Origin of the sequence: Streptomyces vulcanius (genome assembly GCF_042653945.1) — a bacterium.
Taxonomy (GTDB): Bacteria; Actinomycetota; Actinomycetes; order Streptomycetales; family Streptomycetaceae; genus Streptomyces; species Streptomyces mangrovi.
In genome coordinates this window covers 97,363-118,250 of record NZ_JBHSFK010000033.1, presented here as the reverse complement: position 1 = coordinate 118,250, position 20,888 = coordinate 97,363, and the positions used below count along the sequence as shown (strand labels likewise).

The 20,888-nt window shown below is 71.1% G+C and carries 16 protein-coding genes and 4 pseudogenes; 11 read left to right on the top strand and 9 right to left on the bottom strand.

The features are described from left to right. The first annotated feature begins 91 nt into the window (after positions 1 to 91). The 4 genes from ACFPIH_RS38975 (at position 92) to ACFPIH_RS38960 (ending at position 3,964) form a co-directional block, all read left to right on the top strand. On the top strand, positions 92 to 976 hold the full coding sequence (locus tag ACFPIH_RS38975) for an NAD(P)-dependent oxidoreductase (RefSeq protein ID WP_381182751.1): 885 nt from the start codon (positions 92 to 94) through the stop codon (positions 974 to 976). Next, positions 973 to 1,746, top strand: coding sequence for an SDR family oxidoreductase (locus tag ACFPIH_RS38970; protein ID WP_381182749.1), 774 nt, complete (start codon positions 973 to 975; stop codon positions 1,744 to 1,746). Before ACFPIH_RS38975 ends, ACFPIH_RS38970 begins: the two co-directional genes overlap by 4 nt. 71 nt (positions 1,747 to 1,817) lie before the next feature. Further along, positions 1,818 to 2,873, top strand: coding sequence for an L-idonate 5-dehydrogenase (locus ACFPIH_RS38965; RefSeq protein WP_381182747.1), 1,056 nt, complete (start codon positions 1,818 to 1,820; stop codon positions 2,871 to 2,873). Between the two features lie 59 nt (positions 2,874 to 2,932). Continuing rightward, the gene (locus tag ACFPIH_RS38960; protein ID WP_381182745.1) at positions 2,933 to 3,964 is read left to right on the top strand and encodes a 2-hydroxyacid dehydrogenase; all 1,032 of its coding nucleotides are present in this window, start codon (positions 2,933 to 2,935) and stop codon (positions 3,962 to 3,964) included. 399 nt (positions 3,965 to 4,363) lie between these two features. Here ACFPIH_RS38960 and ACFPIH_RS38955 read toward each other — a convergent pair whose 3' ends face one another. From ACFPIH_RS38955 to ACFPIH_RS38935, 5 genes and pseudogenes are all read right to left on the bottom strand, one after another. Beyond that, entirely contained in the window at positions 4,364 to 6,538 is a 2,175-nt protein-coding gene (locus ACFPIH_RS38955) for a TerD family protein (protein ID WP_381182743.1), read from the bottom strand. Between the two features lie 50 nt (positions 6,539 to 6,588). Then, positions 6,589 to 7,464: an acyl-CoA thioester hydrolase/BAAT C-terminal domain-containing protein gene (locus tag ACFPIH_RS38950; protein WP_381182741.1), complete on the bottom strand. Its 876-nt coding sequence runs from the start codon at positions 7,462 to 7,464 to the stop codon at positions 6,589 to 6,591. Beyond that, positions 7,394 to 7,744, bottom strand: a pseudogene (locus ACFPIH_RS38945) (hypothetical protein); the annotation flags it as partial. The gene ACFPIH_RS38950 and the pseudogene ACFPIH_RS38945, both read right to left, overlap by 71 nt. A 35-nt stretch (positions 7,745 to 7,779) precedes the next feature. Continuing rightward, positions 7,780 to 7,989, bottom strand: a pseudogene (locus ACFPIH_RS38940) (energy-coupling factor transporter transmembrane protein EcfT); the annotation flags it as partial. A 5-nt stretch (positions 7,990 to 7,994) separates the two neighbouring features. Continuing rightward, a complete protein-coding gene (locus ACFPIH_RS38935) occupies positions 7,995 to 8,552 on the bottom strand; it encodes a hypothetical protein (RefSeq protein ID WP_381182739.1) in 558 nt (185 codons plus the stop codon). 17 nt (positions 8,553 to 8,569) lie between these two features. Here ACFPIH_RS38935 and ACFPIH_RS38930 point away from each other — a divergent pair. Continuing rightward, a pseudogene (locus tag ACFPIH_RS38930) lies at positions 8,570 to 8,761 on the top strand (hypothetical protein); the annotation flags it as partial. A gap of 29 nt (positions 8,762 to 8,790) precedes the next feature. Next, the gene (locus ACFPIH_RS38925; protein ID WP_381182737.1) at positions 8,791 to 9,762 is read left to right on the top strand and encodes a cobalamin-binding protein; all 972 of its coding nucleotides are present in this window, start codon (positions 8,791 to 8,793) and stop codon (positions 9,760 to 9,762) included. Here ACFPIH_RS38925 and ACFPIH_RS38920 read toward each other — a convergent pair. After that, positions 9,743 to 10,231 carry a DUF4430 domain-containing protein gene (locus tag ACFPIH_RS38920; protein ID WP_381182735.1) on the bottom strand — a complete coding sequence of 163 codons (489 nt, stop codon included), beginning with the start codon at positions 10,229 to 10,231 and terminating at the stop codon, positions 9,743 to 9,745. The genes ACFPIH_RS38925 and ACFPIH_RS38920 overlap by 20 nt on opposite strands. A 297-nt stretch (positions 10,232 to 10,528) precedes the next feature. Continuing rightward, a complete protein-coding gene (locus ACFPIH_RS38915) occupies positions 10,529 to 11,131 on the bottom strand; it encodes a TetR/AcrR family transcriptional regulator (protein WP_381182733.1) in 603 nt (200 codons plus the stop codon). 76 nt (positions 11,132 to 11,207) lie between these two features. On the opposite strand from ACFPIH_RS38915, the gene ACFPIH_RS38910 reads away from it, so the two are divergent. Continuing rightward, positions 11,208 to 11,903, top strand: coding sequence for an alpha/beta hydrolase (locus tag ACFPIH_RS38910; RefSeq protein ID WP_381182731.1), 696 nt, complete (start codon positions 11,208 to 11,210; stop codon positions 11,901 to 11,903). Between the two features lie 783 nt (positions 11,904 to 12,686). Continuing rightward, positions 12,687 to 12,776, top strand: a pseudogene (locus ACFPIH_RS38905) (transcriptional regulator); the annotation flags it as partial. Between the two features lie 117 nt (positions 12,777 to 12,893). Here ACFPIH_RS38905 and ACFPIH_RS38900 read toward each other — a convergent pair. Then, positions 12,894 to 15,557: a galactose-binding domain-containing protein gene (locus tag ACFPIH_RS38900; RefSeq protein WP_381182730.1), complete on the bottom strand. Its 2,664-nt coding sequence runs from the start codon at positions 15,555 to 15,557 to the stop codon at positions 12,894 to 12,896. Between the two features lie 404 nt (positions 15,558 to 15,961). After that, a complete protein-coding gene (locus ACFPIH_RS38895; protein WP_381182728.1) occupies positions 15,962 to 17,350 on the bottom strand; it encodes a glycoside hydrolase family 43 protein in 1,389 nt (462 codons plus the stop codon). A gap of 236 nt (positions 17,351 to 17,586) precedes the next feature. On the opposite strand from ACFPIH_RS38895, the gene ACFPIH_RS38890 reads away from it, so the two are divergent. From ACFPIH_RS38890 to ACFPIH_RS38880, 3 genes are all read left to right on the top strand, one after another. After that, a complete protein-coding gene (locus ACFPIH_RS38890; RefSeq protein WP_381182726.1) occupies positions 17,587 to 19,008 on the top strand; it encodes an amidase in 1,422 nt (473 codons plus the stop codon). Positions 19,009 to 19,028: 20 nt separating this feature from the next. Next, the gene (locus tag ACFPIH_RS38885) at positions 19,029 to 19,247 is read left to right on the top strand and encodes a hypothetical protein (protein WP_381182724.1); all 219 of its coding nucleotides are present in this window, start codon (positions 19,029 to 19,031) and stop codon (positions 19,245 to 19,247) included. A 132-nt stretch (positions 19,248 to 19,379) separates the two neighbouring features. Beyond that, positions 19,380 to 20,864, top strand: coding sequence for a flotillin family protein (locus tag ACFPIH_RS38880; protein ID WP_381182722.1), 1,485 nt, complete (start codon positions 19,380 to 19,382; stop codon positions 20,862 to 20,864). Positions 20,865 to 20,888 lie beyond the last annotated feature (24 nt).

Genomic DNA, 20,888 nt, shown 5'->3' with positions numbered 1-20,888 from the left:
AAGGCTGGGAATTTCCGCAGAAATGGTTGCCTGATTCAGAAATGATGGACAGTATATTGTTCTTGAGACAGCATTTGGTTCAGGAGGTCAGGTGTCAGTAGATACGGAGGTGGGCGTCGCCGGGCTCGGAGTCATGGGCTCCGCCATCGCTCGCCGACTGCTCGGGTGCGCACACGCGGTACGCGTCTACGACATCCGTCCGGAGGCCGTCGTGGAACTCGCCGGGCACGGAGCCGCCACAGCGCCGTCACCCGCCCTGCTCTCCACGTCGGGGGTGGTGATCCTCTCCCTCAACACCGCGGAGATCGTGGAGCAGGTCGTCTTCGGGCCGGACGGCGTCCTGAGCGCGGCTCCGGACGGCATGCTGGTGATCGACATGTCGAGCATCGCCCCCGGACGCACCCGCGCCTTCGCCGAGCGCGCCGCGAAACTGGGCGCCGGCTGGGTCGACGCCCCGCTGTCGGGCGGCGCACCGGGTGCCGAGCGCGGCGAGCTGACCCTGATGCTCGGCGGGGAGGAGGAGCACGTCGAACGGGCCCTGCCCGTCCTCGGCTCCCTGGCCGCCAGGCTGACCCACCTCGGCCCGGCCGGTTCCGGTCAACTGGTGAAATCCGTCAACCAGGTACTGGTCGGCTGTGGATTCGCCGCGCTCGCGGAGGCAGCCGCGCTCGTGCGGTCGGCCGGTCTGCCGCCCCGTCGGGTGCTCACCGCGCTCACCGGAGGCAGGGCGGACTCGGCACTGCTGCAGGAGTTCTTCGTGAAGTTCGCCGAGGCCGACCTCTCCCCCACCGGGCGGATCAGCAACATGGTCAAGGATCTCGACGCCGCCCGCGACCACGCGCGCTCCGCGGGCACGCCGATGCCGATCACCACCGCCGTCGCCGAACTGCACCGCTGGCTCACCGCGACCGGCCTCGGTGACGCCGACAACGCCGCTCTGATGCACTACTACGCTCCCCTGGAGGTACGGCCGTGAAGGCTCGCGCCCTGTTCGATCTCGCCGGCCGACGGGCCCTGGTGACCGGCTCCAGCAAAGGCATCGGAGCCGCCCTGGCCACCGGACTGGCCGAGGCGGGCGCCGAAGTCGTCCTGAACGGCCGCGATTCCGGGGCACTGGAGCGCGCCCGGCGGGAGCTCGCCGAGAAGACCGGGGCCGAGGTGCACACGGCGGCCTTCGACGTCACCGACGAGGCGGCCGTACGCCGGGCGGTCCGGGAGATCGAGGACGGCATCGGACCGCTGGACATCCTCGTCAACAACACCGGCGTGCAGCACCGCGAGCCGCTGCTGGAGGTCTCCGCCGAGAACTTCGAGCGCGTGCTGCACACCAACCTCACGAGTGCCTTCCTCGTCGGCCGCACGGTGGCCGCCGGGATGATCGAGCGCGGCTACGGAAAGATCGTCAACATCTGCTCCGTCCAGACCTGGCTGGCCCGGCCCGGCATCGCCGCCTACGCGGCCTCCAAGGGCGGCCTCGCGATGCTGACGCGCAGCATGTGCGCGGAGTGGGCCGGATCCGGACTGACCGTCAACGCGCTCGCCCCCGGATATGTGGTCACCGAGCTGACCCTGCCGCTGGTGAACGACCCCGCCTTCGACTCGTGGATCCGGGGCCGCACCCCGGCCGGCCGCTGGGCCTCGGTCGAGGATCTCGTCGGCACACTGGTGTGGCTCTCGGCGCCGGCGTCGGACTTCGTCAACGGTCAGGTGATCGCCGTCGACGGCGGACTGACAGCGGTCATCTGACCCGGCGCCACCCACAGCGCGCAACCAACCGAAGCAGCCGAAGCGTTCGACAGAGAGAGCGGGACGAGAACATGGACTCAGCGACGATGCGGGCCGTGGTGGCGCACGGCGCGGGCGACCTGCGCCTCGAGGAGCTCCCGGTACCGGTGCCCGGCCCGGGCGAGGTCGCGGTCGACGTCTGGTACGGCGGCATCTGCGGCTCCGACCTCCACTACTGGCGCCACGGAGCGGTCGGGGAGTTCCGGCTCCGCGAACCGCTGGTGCTGGGCCACGAGATCGTGGGCCGGGTGCGCGAGGCGGGCCCCGGCACCCAGGCACCGCCGGCGGGGACACCGGTGGCCGTGCACCCGCTGGCGTCCTGCGGCCGGTGCCGGCAGTGCGTCGTCGGGCGGCGCAACACCTGCCTGGACACCGGCTATCTCGGCAGCGCGGCCCGGAACCCCCATGTACAGGGCGGCTTCGCCGACGTCCTCGTCGTACCCTCCGACAGGGTGCTCGCCCTGCCCGACGGCCTCGACCTGCGGCTGGCCGCGGTGGCCGAGCCCGCCGCGGTCGCCTGGCACGCCGTACGGCAGGCCGGCGACGTACGCGGCAAGCGGGTGCTGGTCACCGGAGCTGGCCCCATCGGCTGCCTCGTCGTGGCGGCACTCCGGGCCGCCGGTGCGGCCGAGATCACCGTGACCGACGTGCACGAGGCTCCGCTGGCCGTCGCCAGACAGATGGGCGCCACGTCGACCGTACGGGTGGGTACCGACGCCGACGGGCTGGACGAACTCGCCGCGGACATCGCCGTCGAGTCCTCGGGCAACCCGGCGGGCCTGCGCACCTGTGTCCACGGAGTCGACCGCGGTGGCCTCGTGGTCGGCCTCGGCCTGCTGCCGCCCGGGGACACTCCCGTGGCCGCCAACGCCCTGATCACCCGGGAAGTGCGGCTCGTCGGTTCCTTCCGCTTCGACGACGAACTCACCGAGGTCCTCGGGGCACTCGCCGACGGCCGCCTCCCGGTCGGGCCGGTGGTCACCTCCGTACTGCCGGTGGCCCACACGCGGGAGGCGTTCGAGCTCGCGGCCGACCCGGCCCGCTCGTGCAAGGTGCTGCTGGACTTCAGCGAGACGAAGTCGGCCTGACGAGGGATCCGACCTCTGCCGCACACGCCCCCGATCCCTCACCCACAACGGAGTTCAGCATGTCCGGCACACCCTCCCGCCGCCTCCGCGCAGTGGTCAGCCGCAGCGGCCTTCCGGGAGACGGCGTCGAGCGCCTCTCCGCCCGCTTCGACGTCACCGCCTGGAAGGGAACCGCACCGCCGACCCCCACCGAGCTGGCCGGGCTGGTCCGGGGCTGCGAGGGCCTGCTCGTCCTGGGCAGCGACCGCGTCGACGCCGCGCTGCTCGACGCGGCGGGGCCCGGCCTTCGGGTCGTGGCCCTCGCGTCGATGGGCTACGACGGCCTCGACGTGGCGGCCGCCGTGGAACGCGGTGTTGTCGTCACCCACACCCCCGACGTGCTCGCGGACACCACCGCCGACGTGGCGATGGCGCTGATCCTCATGGCCCGGCGCCGCCTGCCCGCCGGCATGGACGCGCTGCGCCGCGGCACATGGGGCGCCTTCCGCATGGACGCGTTCCTCGGGCTCGACGTGCACGGAGCCACCCTCGGGCTGATCGGCTACGGCCAGATCGCCCGCGCCGTCGCCCGCAGGGCCGCCGGTTTCGGCATGCGCGTGCGGCACCATCATCCGCGACGCAAGGAGGACGACGAGCTGTCCCGTTGGGTGCCGTTCGACGAACTGCTGCGGACCAGCGACATCGTCTCCGTGCACACCCCGCTGACCGAGGAGACCAAGGGCATGATCGGCGCCGCCGAACTCGCCCTGATGAAACCGACCGCGACCCTGGTCAACACCGGACGCGGCGGAGTCGTGGACGAAGACGCCCTGCTGGTGTCGCTGCGCCGCGGGGAGCTCCACTCGGCGGGGCTCGACGTGATGACCGACGAGCCGCGCACCGACCCTTCCGACCCACTGTTCGCCGAGCCGCACCTGGTGGTACTGCCGCACGTCGGCTCGGCGACGGAGGCGACCCGCGCCGCCATGGTGGACCTCGCCGCCCGCAATGTCGCGGCGATCCTGGACGGCCACGCCGCCCCCACCCCGATCCCAGGCACCCCGGCCCTGCCCGGCCGCCACCCACGCCCGATGGACGGCACGCGTCCCTGACAACCGTTCAGCACAGCAGTGCGGGCCCCGGCTGGACGGGGGAGACCAGCCGGGGCCCACAGGATGGCGTACGGAGGGCGGTCGCCTCGCGGCGGAAGGCTCCATGGGGCTTCAGCCGAACGATCTTCCCCATGGGCTATAGGTGAGGCCCGGGGACACTGTCCCCTCCGTAGCCACGTATAGAGGAACGGCGGACCGGGCCTACTTGTTCCGCTGGGGCCGCCGGACAGCGTGTGAACTGGAGCACGCCCGCTCCCGCCGCGTAGAGGCGGGGCGTTGGACTGGGGCGGTCTCGAAGTCGACGGCGAGGAAAGCGAAGGAACGGGTCACATTTAAGCCGCTTTCACGGCGGAGGAGAAGGAAGCCCCTTCATGGCCTCGCCGTTGGCAACGCTAGCACTCAGCCCGGGATCAAGTCGCGCAGGTTTTCGGGGGTGATGACCCGGGAGTCCGGGTGCAGTCCCTCGGGACGTTCGAGACCGATGTACAGCACGGGCTCGTCCGGGACGACCAGTTCGCCGTCCCACAGGTCGACGGGCGTGGTGTCGTCGGCCATCAGGTCGACCAGGTACCGAACCGTCAGCTGCTCGCGCTCCACGACGGCACGCACCAGCTTGGACACCGACACCTGGTTCTCCTCGACCCGGTTGGCCGACGGGACGCCCTTCAGATACAGATGCAGCCACTTCGCACGCCACCGGCCGTCGTCCTCGCGCCGGAACACCAGCGGCAGCGCCACTCGGCCCACCCCGCGAAGCTCCGACTTCATCCGCACGGTGCGCGGCTCGAACGGCCGGCCCTGCTGCTCACCGTCGCGCAGCATGAAACCGAAGAACGACTCCTCGACCTCCTCGAAGCTCTCGCCGGCGTAGATGTTGACCTGCGGAACGATGAATGCGCCGCGTACCCGGTCCAGGGACAGGTTGATGAACTCCGAGGCCCCGTCGGGCGCCTCGGTGACATCGCCCGAATGCTCGCCCCCGACATCCGTGAGGGAGGTGTAGGAGAGCCAGGAGCCGGTGCTGTAGTCGGCGTTCAGAAGCAGCGCCGAGAGGTCGTAGTCGGTCCGGCGCCCGGTCTCCTTCCAGTACACGAAGAAGCGCAGCTGTTCGCCGTCGACCGCCGAGACCGAACCTCGCGGAAGTACGCCGAGCCCGGCCGCGGTCGCCCGGCCGCTGAGCGGGAGCGCCACGTCGAGGACATCGGGGTCGAGCAGCAGCCGGCCCGGCGCCGGGAGCCTGCGGCGCATTCCGGCGTCGAGGGCGGCGATCAGACGATCCCGGTCGGCGGCGGGGACGGGCGGCCGGACGTCGCGAGCGACCCAGCCACGGCCCCGGCGGTTGACGAAGACCCGGGGTTCGTCGGTCTCCCGCTCCCGGTTCTGGAAGTGCTCGCGGACCGAGAGCACGACCCGGCCGGAGACCTCGGGGGCGACCCGCACCGCGGCGGTCACCACCGCGTCCCGTTCCTCCTGGTCGGCGGCGGTACGCAGCAGGAGGTCCAGGGCGCGGAACAGCTTGCCGGGAGCGGACTCCAGCAGCCGCACCGCACCGGGGACGTCGAACTCGTCGAGCAGCTTCTGGACACGGCCGTCGAAGGACCGCGCCTCCTTCTCGCCCCGCGCCACGGCGAACACATCGGCGGCGTGCGGCCAGCGCGGGTACTCGTGCGGGTGGAGACGCTCGCCGAGCCGCTTGAAAGGCTCGCGGTGCGCGTGGACGTCGGCCAGCTTGGCGGGGTTCGCGGCGACCACGGCGTCGAGGCCCGCGAGCAGCGCACGGCGGGCCTGCCGCGGCAGCGACCGGAACCGGGTCGGCTCCCCCAGCGTCACGTCGCCGCCCGACAGCGCGCAGGCCAGCCGCAGCACATCGACGACGGTGTCGAGGAGGAGGTCCGCGCCGACGCCGAGACGGGCCTCGTTGACGACCGCCCGGTTCTCCCGGACGGGGATCGACTCCGGCTGGGGGCCGAGCGCGCACGGCCCGGCGAGCGCCTTGAGGTCGCGCAGGTGGTCCTCGCCCAGTGGCGTCGTGCTGCCTGCCAGGGCCAGGTACAGGTCCGTGAGTTCGTCGTCCAGGTCCCGCCCGAGGTGCAGGACGGTCACCCGGTCGCCCGCCGAGGCGATCAGCTCGTCCTGCGCCGCGAGCATCTCCTCGTAGGTGTGCTGGTAGCGGCCGTACGTGGGGAGGCCGAGCAGGTCCAGCACGCCGTGGGCCAGCTGCGTCAGCACGTTCCCGCGCGCCTTGTCGTCGCCGAGCGCCTGCGTCACGCACCGCATCCAGAACTCCTCGGTGTCCGGTACGTTCGCCGGGAAGTCGATGAAGTACGTGTTGTGCCGGACGTGGTCGCCCACCATCTCGCCCACGGTGCGCAGCGTCCGCCCGGCGGTGTGCACGACCGCGGCCTCGGACAGCCCGGACAGCCGCTCCAGCAGCTCCGCCGAGAGCTTGAAGCCCACAGATGTCAGCGCCGCGTCGAACTGCCGTGCGGCGGTGGCCCCTTCCCCGGCGGAGCCCTTCGGAGAGGGAAGGCGGTGGGTGTGCCGGATGACCAGCGATTCGAGACTGTGCGCCATTCGGGGATGATCGCAGAGGCGTACGATCCGGCGCACAGCAGTTTTCTTCGTCACCACGTTCGAGTGGGAGGAGCCGTGCCGCCGAGCGCCTCGAGGATATGCGGCCACGCGGTCTCCCCCAGAAGCAGGTCGGTTTCGGGCGTGCCTCCGTACAGGAAGTGCGGGGAGGCCGGCGCCGGGCTCTCGCCGGGAAAACGTGGTCGGTGGCCGGCATCGTGGCGGCCGATCAGACGCACCGTGGCCCCGGCTGAGCGTCGGCGTTCCGCCAGTTGTTCGGCGAAGCGGAGAGAAGGCCACATCGCGTCGTCGCCACCGGCGACGAGCATCAGATCGGCCCGTGCCCTGTCGACGGGGATCTCTGCCCGGGAGAGCAGGTGAGCGAAGCTCCGCTCGCTGAGTTCGTACCAGCCGCGGATGGCGACCGGACCGCTGCCCGGGTCGGCCGGGGTCCAGGAATCGTCCATCGGGACAAACGGCAGTGGCTGCCCCTGCCAGGTCCAGGAAGAGCGATACGGGCGCTGTTCCCCATCGCGGCCAGGACCCACGTTGCACCAGACTCTCGACGTGGGTGACAGCGCGACGACAACGTCCACGCGCGAGTCGTGCACGGCGGTGAGCAGAGCCGCTTCGGCTCCCTTGGAAGCACCGAGGATGCCGATGCGCCGTGCCCCGCTCGCGGTGAGGCGGTCGACCGCGGCGGTGAAGGTCTCCAAGGGGATCTCGCAGATTCCCGGGGGCTGCCCCTGCCCACCGAACCAGCGGATGGACAGGGCGACGATGCCCTGCCGAGCGAGGATGCGCGCTCTCTCGCGCTCGACGCGCCCGCTGGAACCCGCCAGGACCAGGACGCCGACGTCACCACCGTGGGCGGGAGCGGCCAGAACGCCTTCCCAGGGATGGTTCAGCTCGTGCTCGACAACGTCCACATGCCCCCTGGTGTCTGCCTGGGTCGGATGCGGCCGACCGGGGTGCGGCGAAGCGTACCGGGGCGCGGAAACGGGCCCTGCGGGCCGCCCGTCGGAAGGTGGTCAGCACCGCCGGCCCGGCCAGCAGGACGCACACGAAGTTGGTGACGGCGCGGCCGGTGTCCCAGCCCAGCGAGGTGGCGACGTCGAAGGCGAGGTAGCGCTGCCTCTGCTCGGTGAGGGGCAGACCTGGGAGGTAGGCGATGGAGCTGTTCGGGTCGAGGGAGAACGGCCAGAAGGATCAGGGCGGTCTTCGCCCGGTAGCCCAGACCGCGGGTCGGTGCGCCGGGCGGTGACGACATAGCCGAGGACGGCGAGGACGAGGAACAGCAGCAGCGGGTTGTTGGTGCGGCTGACGGCGGTGGTCAGGGCGAGGGCCCACACCCATCAGGCCACCGGGTGCAGGATGCGCGGCAGCCGCCGCCCGCCCGGGTCCGGTGCCGGGCCGGACCCGGTCGGGGGCGCCGCCACGGTCGTACGGGCCACCGCGGTCACTCGGTACGACGGCGTCGGCGCGCCACGAACACCGCCGCACCGCCGATCAGGAGGACGAGTGTGGCGTCGGCGACCACGGGCGTGAGCGAGCCGGCATCGTGCCGGGCGTCGACGACGGTGGGGACGGAACGGGGAGCGGCGACGGCACTGGTCGCTGGGCTCGGTGTCGGCGAAGGTGATGTGCTCGGCTTGGGCTTCGTCGGCTTCGGTTTCGGCTTCGGTTTCGGCTTCGGGTTCGCGGACGTGGTCTTCGGCTGCCCGGGTGCCGGGTCCGTGTCGGCGTCCGGCGGCAGCGCGGGTGCCTTGTCGGTGGAGGCGGGCCTGCCCACCTCCCCCGGTGGGCGGGTGTTGTGCGCGCGAAGCTGGTCGGGGGTGACCTCGGGTCGTCCCTCGGTGCCCTCGACGTCGGTGCCTCCGAAGATCCACAGGTCGACGCTGCCCGGCTTGGGCTTGTAGAGCATGGCGCCGCGCTGGCTGAAGGAGACGCCGGTCGGGCCGCCGACCGCCTGGGTGGACGCCCGCGGGTCGGAACCGCGCTGTCCCTCCTTGGCCACGTTGAACCCGCCGTCGGAGTTCCCCGTCGGGCTGCGTGACCGCCGTGACCCCGTCCTCCGGCACGGGTGCCGTCACCGCCCTCAACGGCCCGGCGAACAGCGGCTCGAACACCTGGAAGGTCAGCATCGACGGCTCAGCCTTCGCCACCGCCACGCGGGAGACGGCCGTGGGTGTCGGCGACACGATCGCGGTGCGCTGGGGCGCCTGACGCCGGTGTCGGAGTCGTAGGGTCGCGGCATGCGCATCGTCTCCCTGCTGCCCGCCGCGACCGACATCGTCGCCGAACTCGGACTGTCCGCGCAGCTCGTCGGCCGTACCCACGAATGCGACTGGCCGCCGCGGGAGGTGGCGTCCGTCCCCGTGGTGACCGGCGCGGACCTCGACCAGGACAGGCTGACCAGCCGGGAGATCTCTGACGCCGTCGGCGGATCGGCGCACTCCGGGTCATCGCTCTACACCCTGGATACCGAGGCACTCGCGGCTCTGCGCCCAGACGTCGTGCTCACCCAGGACCTGTGCGACGTGTGCGCCGTCTCCTACGACAAGGTCAGCCGGACCGTGCGACTGCTCGACGCCGACACCCGCGTCCTGAGCCTGGAACCGCGCACGCTGGACGACGTACTGGACTGCCTGGTCACCGTCGGAGCGCTGCTCGGCGTGCGCGAACGCGCCGAGCGGCGCCGGGCCGAGCTGACCGCACGCCTCAAGCGGGTACGCGCGGCGGTGGCGGGCCAAGCCCGTTCCCGTTCCCGTCCCCGGGTGGTGGCGATCGAGTGGCTGGACCCGCTGTGGCCCGCCGGGCACTGGGTGCCCGAGCAGATCACGGCGGCCGGCGGCGAACCGCTCCTCGCCGCACCCGGCGAGCACACCAAGCCGATGACCTGGGAGGCGGTACGCGCCGCCCACCCGGACGTGCTTCTCGTCCTGCCCTGCGGTTTTCCGCCCGAACGGACCCTGCGGGAGGCGGAGTTGCTCACCGGGCTGCCCGGGTGGGAGGAGCTGCCGGCCGTACGCGACGACCGGGTCTGGATCCTGGACGGGCCGTCCTACTTCAACCGTCCCGGACCGAGGGTGGTCCGCGGGGCGGAGGTGCTGGCCCATGTCCTGCACGGTGTACCGGCCGGGGAGACGGTGACGGCGGCCGAGGCGCGTCCGCTCCCCCGCCGGCCCGACGGACCGGTCGGACCGGTCAGAATGCAGTCCAGGTGAACGCCACCTTGTCCCCGGCGTTCAGCTTGAACTGACAGCCGCCGACCGGCGTGGACGTGCCGTTGACCGAGATGTTCCAGTAGGCGACGCCGCCGCCACTGACGTCCTTGATCGTGTCGACCGAGTAGTCGTCGAAGGACGCGTACCAGGTGCCGTCCCAGGTGAAGTGCCGCTTGCGGGCCGCGTCGTCGAGTGCGGCCGTCGGCGTGGGAACGGCGGTGGGGTTGGCGCCCCCGTTGGTCCCGTCGCATGTGTGGGTGCCGCCCGCGGCGGTGGTCACCTCGTGCCCCTTGGTCCTGATCTTCCCCTTGAAGAGCAGGCCGTCCGGTCCCTGCACGGTCAGGGTCACCTTGACCGGGGCGTTCGTGTCCGCCGTGTCCTGCGCGTGGGCGACGGCGGGAGCGGACGCGAGGGCGAGACCGAGAGCGGCCACGGCGATCAGGCCATGTCGTGCGGGTATGCGCTGCAAGGCTGAGCCTTCCTGGTACGGGCGGCCCACGGCCCGTCACCGAAGGAGCGGACCGACCACCGTTCCGGCGACGGCGCCCGCCTGCCTGCCTGCCTGCCGTGGCCGGCCTCCGGACGCGAAGTCCTCGCATCCTAGGACCGGTTGAGCACGGTCGCCAGAGGGCACCCGCACCGGAGCCACTGTCGCGGCGGCCGTCCAGTATCAGTCCGCGGAGACAGCAGTCGCCGGGCTTGGGTATTGCCATGTCGTCTCGCCGGCGTCGGCGACCATCACGAAGGAACTGTCCTGGCGGAAAGGTCAGGGTGCCTCTGCAGGCGCGTCCTGACCTGCGCAGGCTCTTCGGTAGCCGCTGGACAGGTGCTCGACCGTGCCGAGGAAGTCGCGGAAGGCCTGGTCGGTGCGGGTGGTGTCGCCGGTGGCGTCGAGGTCCATGAGGAGGCCACGGATGACGGCGAGAACGAGGGTCGCGAGATCCGGCCGACCGATGCTGCGCAGGCCGTCCTCGAGCGGCCCGAGCCAGTCGGTCGTCGCGGTGCGCCGGAAGTCGGGCCACAACTGCTGCTCCGCACTCTCACGCAGCTGACCGAACATCCGCAGGTACGGCAGCCCGTCCGGGCCGGTGATGGAGGTCCAGGCGCGATCCAGGGTGGCCGTGTAGGGCTCGTCGGGTCGCGCCCGCAGGAGGTCGCCGAAGGTGTCGAGCTGACGTTGCCGCGCGCGCCCGAGGACGGCCCGCAGCAGGGCGTCGCGGGTGCCGAAGTGATAGATCAGCATGCGGGCCGAGGTGCCGGTGGCGGTGGCCAGCGGCTCGAGTCGGTCGGGGAGGCCGTGCGCGAGGGCGTGATCGGCGCAGGCATCAAGCAGCCTCTCCTTGATGTGCGGTTGCGGTCGTCTGCCCACGTCCTCACTTTTTCACGTAACGGTGACTACGTCTACCGTTGATCGAAAGGCAGTCAGGACAGACGCGGAGGCAGCGATGAGGGTCGTGTTCGTGCATGGGGCGTGTGTGCGGGACGGGTCGTGGTGGTGGCACCGCACCGCCGAACTGCTGCGGGAGCGGGGGGTGGCGAGCGTGGCCCCGGCGCTGCCGAGCTGCGGTGAGGCGGGCCTGCCCGGCGGCGTCGGCGGCCCGGGGCTGTCCGAGGACGTGGCCGCGGTGCGGCAGGTGCTGCAGGCCGGCGACGAGCCGACCGTCGTGGTCGCCCACAGCTACGGCGGCATCGTCACCGCGGAAGCCGCCGCGGGAATCGGGTCGGTACGCCACCTGCTGCTGGTCTCCAGCTACCTGCCCGAGGTCGGGCAGAGCCTGTCGGAGTTCGGGGACGGCGGCCCCGCCCCGTTCCTCGACGTCGACCCCGACGCCGGCACGTTCGGGGTCCGCCCCGAGCTGCTCGTGGACACGTTCCTGCATGACTGCGACCCCGAGGTCCGGGCGCAGGCGGCGGACCACCTCGCCCGGCAGAGCGTGCGGGTGACCGGGCAGCCGGTCGGGGCGGCCGCATGGCAGCACGTGCCCTCGACGTACGTCGTCTGCGCCCAGGACCGCGGCACCCCGCCGCGGCTGCAGCGCGAGTTCGCCCGCCGGGCCGGCGGCGTCGTCGAACTCGACACCGGCCACCACCCGTTCCTGTCCCAGCCCGCAGCGGTCCGGGACCTGCTGCTTGACCTGTGACAGCGGGCGAGGAGGAACTGCTGTCGAGGGCCTACCTGGCCTGAGCCAATGACCTGGCCTCCCGGAGCCCGTGACGGCCGGAACCGCTCAGTGGGATACGCGAACGAGCCCGGCACCGGCTGTGAACCCTGCGTCACCACTGGCGCCGATATCCTCCGCCCTTCGCACGGACGCGCACGTCCACCGGCCCTCGGCCCTCGGCCCAGGACAGCGAACTCGTCCGCTCATAGCCGTCCTGGCCAGGGCCTGCCAGGACGCAGCCTGGCGCCGGACCCGCGCCGTGAGCGAGCTGCGCTCGCTGCTGCGCGAGTACCACCCCGCCATGCTCGAAACCGCAGCCTTCCGCGTCGGAAGCCTGACCAGCCCGACCGCCCGCGTCCTTCTTCAGGCCTCAGTGAAGGCGGCCCCGAGCCGACGTCCGCCCCCGGACCTGCGGCAGTGGCCCCGACACACACGAAGAACTCGACCAGGGTCTGACCAGCAGGGGCGGGGACTGGCGCGGTGGCTGATGCTCCGTTTCCGGTCCCCGACCCCACCGAGCCTTTCCAGAAGTCCGTGGGCGGGCATTTCCCCCGCTGTCCGCCAGTCTGATCCAGGCCACGGTCTCGGCAACGGTGTTCGTGCCGTTCGTCGGGCCGACGAGCCGACGAGCCGCTGGGTGGCCGGGTCGGCGCGGGGCCGCGGCACACAGGTGGCAGGCACGGGAGCAGCAGGCGCGGGAGCGGACCGACGAGCATTCCCGTCGGCTTCGAAGAACTGATCCACCCCGCCACCCGGCTGTCGGTGGTCGCTCAGCTGCACACCCTGGAGGAGACCGGATGTCTGGAGCTGCACAAGGAGGGCGGCGGCCGCAAGCGGCGCACCAGGGTACGGCTGACGGACCACGGCCGTACCACCTTCGAGGGGTACGTCGCGGCACTACGGGCGATCGTCGAGGCCGCCGACCGCCACTTGCGGGCCGTGTCCCGATCAACTACTGCCAGCAGGACACTAGTTGTGCGGCGCTGTCAGGACCTGTACCTCGGCGAGTGCGAGTTGGTTGGTACCGGCGAGCTGGACGCGGACGTACCGACCGGTGCGCCCCACGTCGATCGTGCTCGGCCTTCCGGCCTGCTCGCTCTTGTGTGTCCACCACACTCCCGGCTGAGTGAGGGTGTCGCTGAGCGAGGTGGATGTGAACGGGGTGTCGGACACGAAGATGTAGTAGTCCGCGAGCCGGTCGGCGCAGCAGTCCGCCCGGTTGTGGACGGCGATCTTGTCGATCGGATAGGAGGCTCCCGTGTCGACCTGCCACCACGGCTGCGCCTCGGTCGTGGTGCCGGCGTAGTCGCGCAGGTCGTCGTCCACGGCATAGCTCGCGGGGTAGTTGGACGAGACCGTCGACGACTGCTCGGCGGGTTTGCCCAGGGCGACATCGGGCGGTGGCACCGCGCGGGACGCTGTGCCGACGGGTGTCGTGATGGTCACCGAGGTCACCGTCGTGCCGGATGGCACGGTGGCGGTCAGAAAGGCGGGCGAGGTCACCGTCACGGTCGCGGCAGGCGTTCCGGCGAAGCTCACCCGTGTGCCGGCCGTGAACCCGTCCCCGGCCACGAAGACCGTGCCGCCTGCGGCCTGAGCGTAGCTGACCTGCGGGGCCCGGTCTGTCGCGAGGTCCCGGAAGCCGTCTTGCAGCCCGGCGTCACGTATCGTCCCCGACGGCAGGTCGCTCGCCATCGGCCGCAGGGGCAGGGTCTTGTTGTCCGTGTAGGTGACGTCGGTGCCGCCGGGCGGCGTGCAGTGGTACTGGCCGATGGGCTGCGCGGAGTAGTTGCCCGTCACGTCGAAGTGCCCGGTGGTCTGGCAGCCGCCCTGTGCCAGCTTGCCGTTCCATTCGACATTGCCGTCCCAGTTGATCCACTTCGCGCCCGCGTCGTCGTACCAGGTGAAGTTGACGTTGCCCTGGTCGTAGGCGACGTTGCCCGCGGCGTGCAGTCCGTGCGCGATGCCGGCGGCGCGGTCGACGGAGCCGTCGGCGGCGAGGACGGTCCGGCCCTGGTGGCCCTCGGCGTAGATGGCACCGCCGTCGCTGAGTACCTGCATGAAGCCGTGGATCAGGTTGGCGCTGATCGTGTTGTCGCTGTTGACGTTGGTGGTGTTGTCGGGGTGGTCGACGTTGTCGACGTGCCCCTGGATGACGCCTGCGCTGATCCCGGTGTACGGCACGTCCCGGATGTCGTTGTGCGTCACCGACGTGTGCTGGGTGAAGAACAGCGTGATGGCCGCCGCGCTCGGGTAGTCGGTGCCGACGTGCTCGATCAGGTTGTTGTCGATCGTGTTGTACTCGTTGATCTCCCGGTCGTCCGCGCCCACGTCGGACGGGTGCGGGTCGGTGGTGTCACCGAGGATCACGCCGTTGCCGGCTATGCCGCTGAACACGTTGCCCTGAATCGTGTTGTGCCGACTGCCGTACTCGAAGACCAGCCCTGCCGCGCCCAGGCCGGTGAACGTGTTCCGTTCGAAGGTCACGTCGTGCGCGGCACGCCACTGCACATTGCCGGGCTGACGGGTCAACGAGCCGAACGGACAGGTTCCCGGCGGGGTTCCGAACGTGCACGTCGCCTGCGGGTAGGTGGGGTCGTCGCCGGTGAGCCGCAGGTTGTCCTGCACGTCGGCGAACCCGGCGGCCGAACTCGGCTCGTTCCATGTCGCGTACGCGAACCGCAGCCCCCTGAAGGTGATGTCGTGCACCGGCCGGTCGAGCGTGCCGGTACCAGTGACCAGCGAGGTCAGGCGAGGCGCCTCGATGTCGAGGCGGTTCACGTCCTGCCCCGGCAGCGGAACGTAGTTCAGCACATGCCGCTTCGGGTCGAGAAACCACTGCCCGGTGTGCAGGAACGGGTAGGCGTTCTCCATCCGGGTCGGCGCGGTGCCCGGTTTCATGTTGGGCAGGCTTCCGGATGCCTGGGTGAACACCGGGCGGCTGGTGATGTTGCGCCAGCAGGGCTGCTGCATCAGCACGTTGGCCCCGCTGACCGAATCGACCCGGCAGCGCGACTCGGTCCAGTCCCCGTTCTTCCCCGTGTAGACGAACTCCACCCGCGACATCGCGGCGGCACCGATCCGGTCCCGCAGTCCGGCGGCCCAGTTCGGCGAGGTGGTGTAACCGCCGTCGGCGGCTGCGAAGGTGACGTCCTGCTCATCCGGAGTGGTCTGCGCGATCGGCGCCTGCTTGCCGTCGACGTAGATCTGCCGTGTGGCGAGGCCCGCGGGTATCGGAGCGGACCAGACGTTCTTCACCGGATCGGTCAGCCGCCAACCCCTCACACGTGTCGCGCCGTTGAGCACCGGTCGAGCGCCAGGTGCGGAGGTCCAGGTCACCCGATGTCCGTTCCGGCCGGAGTCGGCCGGCCCGAACCGCAGTGGCGCGGTGAGCCGGTAGGTGCCGTCGGACAGCACTACGACGACGTCCCTGCCCGCGCCCTGGTTGCCGGCCAGCACCTGCCTCTCACGTTGCTGTGCGCCGAGCACGGAGCACGGCCGCGACAGGGTGCACGCCGATCCGGATCCGTCCGGTGCCGCGTGGAGCAGCACAGGGGGCGGCGCGGGCGCGGCGGAGGAGGCCACGGTGCCGAGAGCGCCGACGAGCAGGGCTGCGGTAAAGCCGGAGGCCAAACGAACCAAGCTAGTCATCGGATCTCCGAGCATCCGGCTGGCGACCACGTGGCCAGCTGTAGAATGAGTCCCTGCCCCGGCCAGAGCACGTTGCCCAGGGTGTTCTCGCAGTTCGGATAGGCCATCAAGCCAATGTCGCCGCGATGGCGGGTGCGACTGGCAGACGACCTTGGAACACCAATCGAGCCTTCCGACTTCAAGAAGGCATCCGATGTTTGCAGCAGGAGCGTAGGCGTGAATCGCAACGGGGGTCAAGACGTGCGACCGCCGCTGACTGTGGTGCGGGCACTGGAGGTGGAGAATTCCGGCAGTCGTGCAGTGTGGCGTCGGCGAACTTCCGCGAGTGAGGTGATCGCGGCGGCGTTCGCGGCCGACGAGACCGCGAACGCCAGCAGGGGTGCAGGTCAGGCCCAGGGCGTCACCGGTACGAAGGAACTGTCCTGGCGGAACAGGTCCGTGCCGTCCGTGATCTCCAGGCGGAGTTGGTAGTTGTAGTGGCGCAGGTAGTAGCCGGGGTAGTTGTACGACTCGAAGCGCACCGCGGTGCTCGTCGTGCCGGTGCGGGCGACGAAGGTGGCGTCCTTGGCGAAGGTGGACGTGCCGTCGTTGGCGTCGAAGCGGGCGCGGTAGTCGTAGTGGCGCAGGTAGTTGCCGGCCGCGTCGCGGAAGGAGTAGCCGTTGGCGTCCGCCAGTCCCGCGACCACCGTGAACGTGGCGGCCTGCTTCTCGGCGGTGGTGCCGGCGCTGGTGACCACGGGGAGGTTGAGCAGCGCGGACTGCTCCTGCCAGTAGCGGGTGGTGTAGTTGGCGGACCGGAAGGAGCGCGTCGCGTTCTTGGTGATGCTCGGGCCGCCGGACACCGTCTCCTTGATCACCGTGAAGTGGCGTGCGGTGCCCGAGATCGCGGGCAAAGCCTTGGGCGTGCTCCAGGTGGCGAAGGTGTCGTAGCTGTCGCTGTAGTAGTAGGTGCCGTCGCCGTAGCCGTCGAAGAAGATCCGCCAGGCGCCGTTGTCGAGCTGGATCACGGACGGGCCCTCGCGGTAGCTGCCCCAGCCTGCCCAGTCGCCGGTCTTCGAGATCGTGTACGGGCCGGTGAGGCTCGACGCCGTCGCGTACTCGATGTACTTCGCCGTCTCGTTCTTGGTGAAGGCGTGGTAGGTCGAGCCGGACTTCACGATGTACGTGTCGATGTGGTTGGAGCCGATGCCGGACAGCGCGACCGGTGAACTCCACGCCGTGAGAGCGGAGTTGGTGGCCCTCAGCCGATAGGGCGTGAAGATCCACTCGTCGCTGGTGACCGAGCAGGACACGATGATGTTGACGCTGCCGTCGCTGTCGACGAACCACTCCGGCGCCCAGGCGCGGGAGAGGTTGGTGATTGGGACCGTGTAGTCGTACAGGAACGTCCAGTTGGCGCGGTCGGCGCTGCGGGCGAAGCCGATGGTTGTGCTGACGTCCTGCCAGGTGTGGGTGGTGTAGGTGACGTAGTAGTAGCCGTCGGTGTGCTTGAGGACGCTGGCGTCGCGGATGCGGTTGCTCGGCGGGGTGTAGGCCGAGGACTTCACCAGCCGGAAGTCGGTGGCGTCGTCGGACTGGTAGACGTTCACCGTCCCGTCGTCGCTGTTGAGGAACGGCACGATCGTGTAGCGGGTGGCGGAGCCGCTCGCGGGGGCGGCGGCCGAGGCCGTGCCGAGGAGTCCGGGCAGTCCGCCCAGGGCGACGGCCGACACGGGCAGGGCGGCCATCGCCCGGAGCAGGGCGCGACGGGAGGGGGTGGGGGGACGTGTGGTCACGGGCGGCTCTCCCTGGGTTTCATGACGTGGGACTCATGACGTGGGATTCATGACGTGGGACTCATGGACGTCCGACATGTCGAACGCGGTTCGAGAAGGCGAGCAGAAAGTAGAGGGGAGGCAGGTGCACGTCAACGGTTTGCACGAGACTGGACGACACCTGTGCGAAATCTGTACGCCACCGGCCAACCCAGGGTTACTCTCCGGTAGACATCGTGTACCGGAGGTGGTCCCGCATGACGCTCGACCGTGCCCAAGGCCTGGCCGAGTCCGCCCGCGCCCTGGCCGCCGGGGAGGTGACGTCCCGCCGGCTCGTCGAGCGGGCCCTCGCGCGCATCGCGGCCACCCAGGACTCCCTCAACGCCTTCCGGATCGTGCGCGAGGAGGCCGCACTCGCCGAAGCGGACGCCGCCGACCGGGAGTTGGCCCGGGGAGAACGGCGTGCGCTGCTCGGGGTGCCGGTCGCGGTGAAGGACGACATGGACGTCGCGGGCGAGCCGACGGCGTTCGGCTGCCCGGGTGACCACCCGCCGGTGGCCGAGGACGGCGAGGCGGTGAGGCGGCTGCGCGCGGCCGGAGCCGTGATCGTCGGCAAGACCAACACCTGCGAGCTGGGCCAGTGGCCGTTCACCGAGGGGCCCGCGTTCGGTGACACCCGCAACCCGTGGCACCACGGGCACAGCCCGGGCGGCTCCTCCGGCGGCTCGGCCGCGGCGGTCGCCGCGGGGCTGGTACCGGCCGCGCTCGGCTCGGACGGCGCCGGTTCGGTACGCATCCCGGCCGCCTGGACGCATCTCGTCGGCGTCAAACCGCAGCGCGGGCGCGTCTCCACCTGGCCGCGCGGCGAGTCCTTCCACGGCATCACCGTCAACGGCACCCTGGCCCGTACGGTCGCGGACGCCGCCCTGCTGCTCGACGCGGCGAGCGGCAACCACGACCTCGACCCGCACCGGCCGGCCGCCATCGACGCCTCGGCGGCCGTGGGCCGTGACCCCGGCCGGCTGCGGATCGCGCTCTCGCTGAAGCCGCCGTTCACCGCGGTGCCCGCCCGGCTGGACCCCGAGGTGCGGGTACGGGTCGTCGAACTCGCCGGAAAACTCGCCGACTTGGGGCATCACGTCGAGGAGGCCGATCCGCCGTACGGACAGATCGGGCTCACCTTCCTGCCCCGGGCGACCGCGGGCGTCGCCGAGCGGGTCGCGGAGGCGCCGTTCCCCGCGCTCCTGGACCGGCGCACGCATGGCTCGGCCCGGCTCGGCCGGCTGCTCGGCGGCGCCCCGCTGCGTGCGGCGCGGCGCGCGGAAGCGGCCCTGCACCGCCGTATCGGCGCCTTCTTCACGTCGTACGACGTCGTCCTCGCGCCCACCACGGCCGCTCCCCCGCCGCTCATCGGGGCGATGCTGCACCTGAGCGGGTTCGCCACCGACCGCGCGATGATCGCCGCGTGTCCGTACGCCTGGCCGTGGAACGTGCTGGGCTGGCCGGGCGTCAATGTGCCGGCCGGTTTCACGCCCGGCGGACTGCCGGTCGGAGCGCAGCTGCTGGGCCCGGCGGACAGCGAGCCGCTGCTGCTGTCGCTCGCCGCACAGCTGGAGGCGGAGCTGCGCTGGCACGAGCGGTGGCCGAAGCCGCTCGTCGCGGACTCCCCGGCCGTGTGACCGGCCCGTACCCTGTGACGATGGACGATGCGTCGATGGTCGGGCTCATGGGGCGGGTCACCGGTACGGTCGGGCCCGGGCTGGTCGGCGAGGTGATCGTCCGGGTGCGGGGCGGGGCCGAGCACTTCCTGGCGTATCCGGCGAACGGCACGGGCCGTATCGAGAGCGGCACGGTGGTGATGGTGGTGGAGTACCTGCCGCCCAGGACCGTGTATGTCACAGCGGCGTACGACGGTTGACCTCGTACGTCACGTGACGTCCTGTTATGCGTCAAGATTGCAACAAGGATTCGTCAGCGCCTTGGACCGGGGCGCGCGCAGGCGCACACTCCCTTCGTTCGGTGCCGAAAGGGCACCATCCAAAGGGGGCGTATGCCGATGGTTGTCGGCGTCGTTGCGGGGGCGGCGGTTGTCGCCGTTCTCGTTCTGATCGGTCTGTTCAAGATGATGTGGCGGGTGGCGGAGCCCAACGAGGCACTCGTCATCTCCGGCTCCAAGCACCGTATGGAGGGGCTCGAGGAGGGCATGGGCTTCCGCATCGTCACGGGGCGCGGCACGCTCGTCACGCCCGGTGTGCAGGTGGTGCGCAAGCTGTCGCTCGACCTGAACGAGACCGAACTGCACGTGGACTGCGTGACGCACCAGGGCATTCCGCTCAAGGTGCGGGGCGTGGTCATCTTCAAGGTGGGCGACGACTTCGTGTCGATCGCCAACGCGGCCCGGCGCTTCCTCGACCAGCAGAAGCTGATGTCGGAGCGGGTGCACAACGTGTTCGCCGGTCATCTGCGGTCCATCGTGGGCGGGTTGACGGTCGAGGACATGATCCGGGACCGGGAGAAGCTCACGGGGCAGACCCGTGCCGCCTGCGGTACGGAGATGGAGAAGCTGGGTCTGATCGTGGACTCGCTGCAGATCCACGAGATCGAGGACCCGACCGGGTACATCCAGAACCTGGCGATGCCGCACGCGGCGGCCGTGCAGCGGGACGCGCGTATCGCGCAGGCGGAGGCGAACCGGCTCGCCACGGAGGCGGAGCAGGCCTCGTTCGCCCGGATGGCGGAGGCCACCCGGGACAGCGAGATCCTGCAGGCCGGTTACCAGGCCCAGCGGGACAAGGCGGCGGCGAGCGCGCGTCAGGCGGGTCCGCTCGCCGAGGCGGGGGCCCGGCAGGAGGTCGTCGTCCAGGAGACCCGGGTGGTCGAGCTGGAGGCGCACCGGCGTGAGCAGCAGCTCCAGGCCGATGTCCGCAAGCCGGCGGACGCCAAGGCGTACGAGAAGCGCACGCTGGCCGAGGCCGAGCGTGACGCCCGGATCTCGGCGGCCGAGGCCAAGGCGAAGGAGACGGAGCTGGCCGCCGCGGCCGAGGCGACGCGGGTGAAGGCGGCCGCGGGCGCCGAGGCCGAGGCCACCAAGGCCCGGGGCGTGGCCAGTGCCGCGGCCACCCGGGCGACCGGTGAGGCCGAGGCCGCCGCCGCGCAGGCCAAGGGTCTGGCGGAGGCCGAGGCGGCCAAGGCGCAGGGTCTTGCCGAGGCGGAGGCCATCAAGGCCCGCGCCGCCGCCCTCGCCGAGAACCAGGAGGCGGTGATCGCCCAGCAACTCGCCGAGAAGTGGCCGGAGATCGTCCAGGCGGGCGCGTCCGCGTTCGGCAACGTCGACAACATGGTGCTGCTCAACGGCGCCGACGGCATGGGCGAGTTGTTCGCGAAGGCGCTCACCATGGGCGGGTCCGGGCTGGGCCTCGCACGTCAGCTGCTGGCGTCCATGAGCCAGAACGGGCAGGCCCCGGCAGGTGCTCCGTCGCTCAACGGGACGGCGACCCCGCCGCCGTCGCAGAAGGTGCCCGTCGACGACAAGTGAGCCGAGGGGGCGAACGCGGTCGCG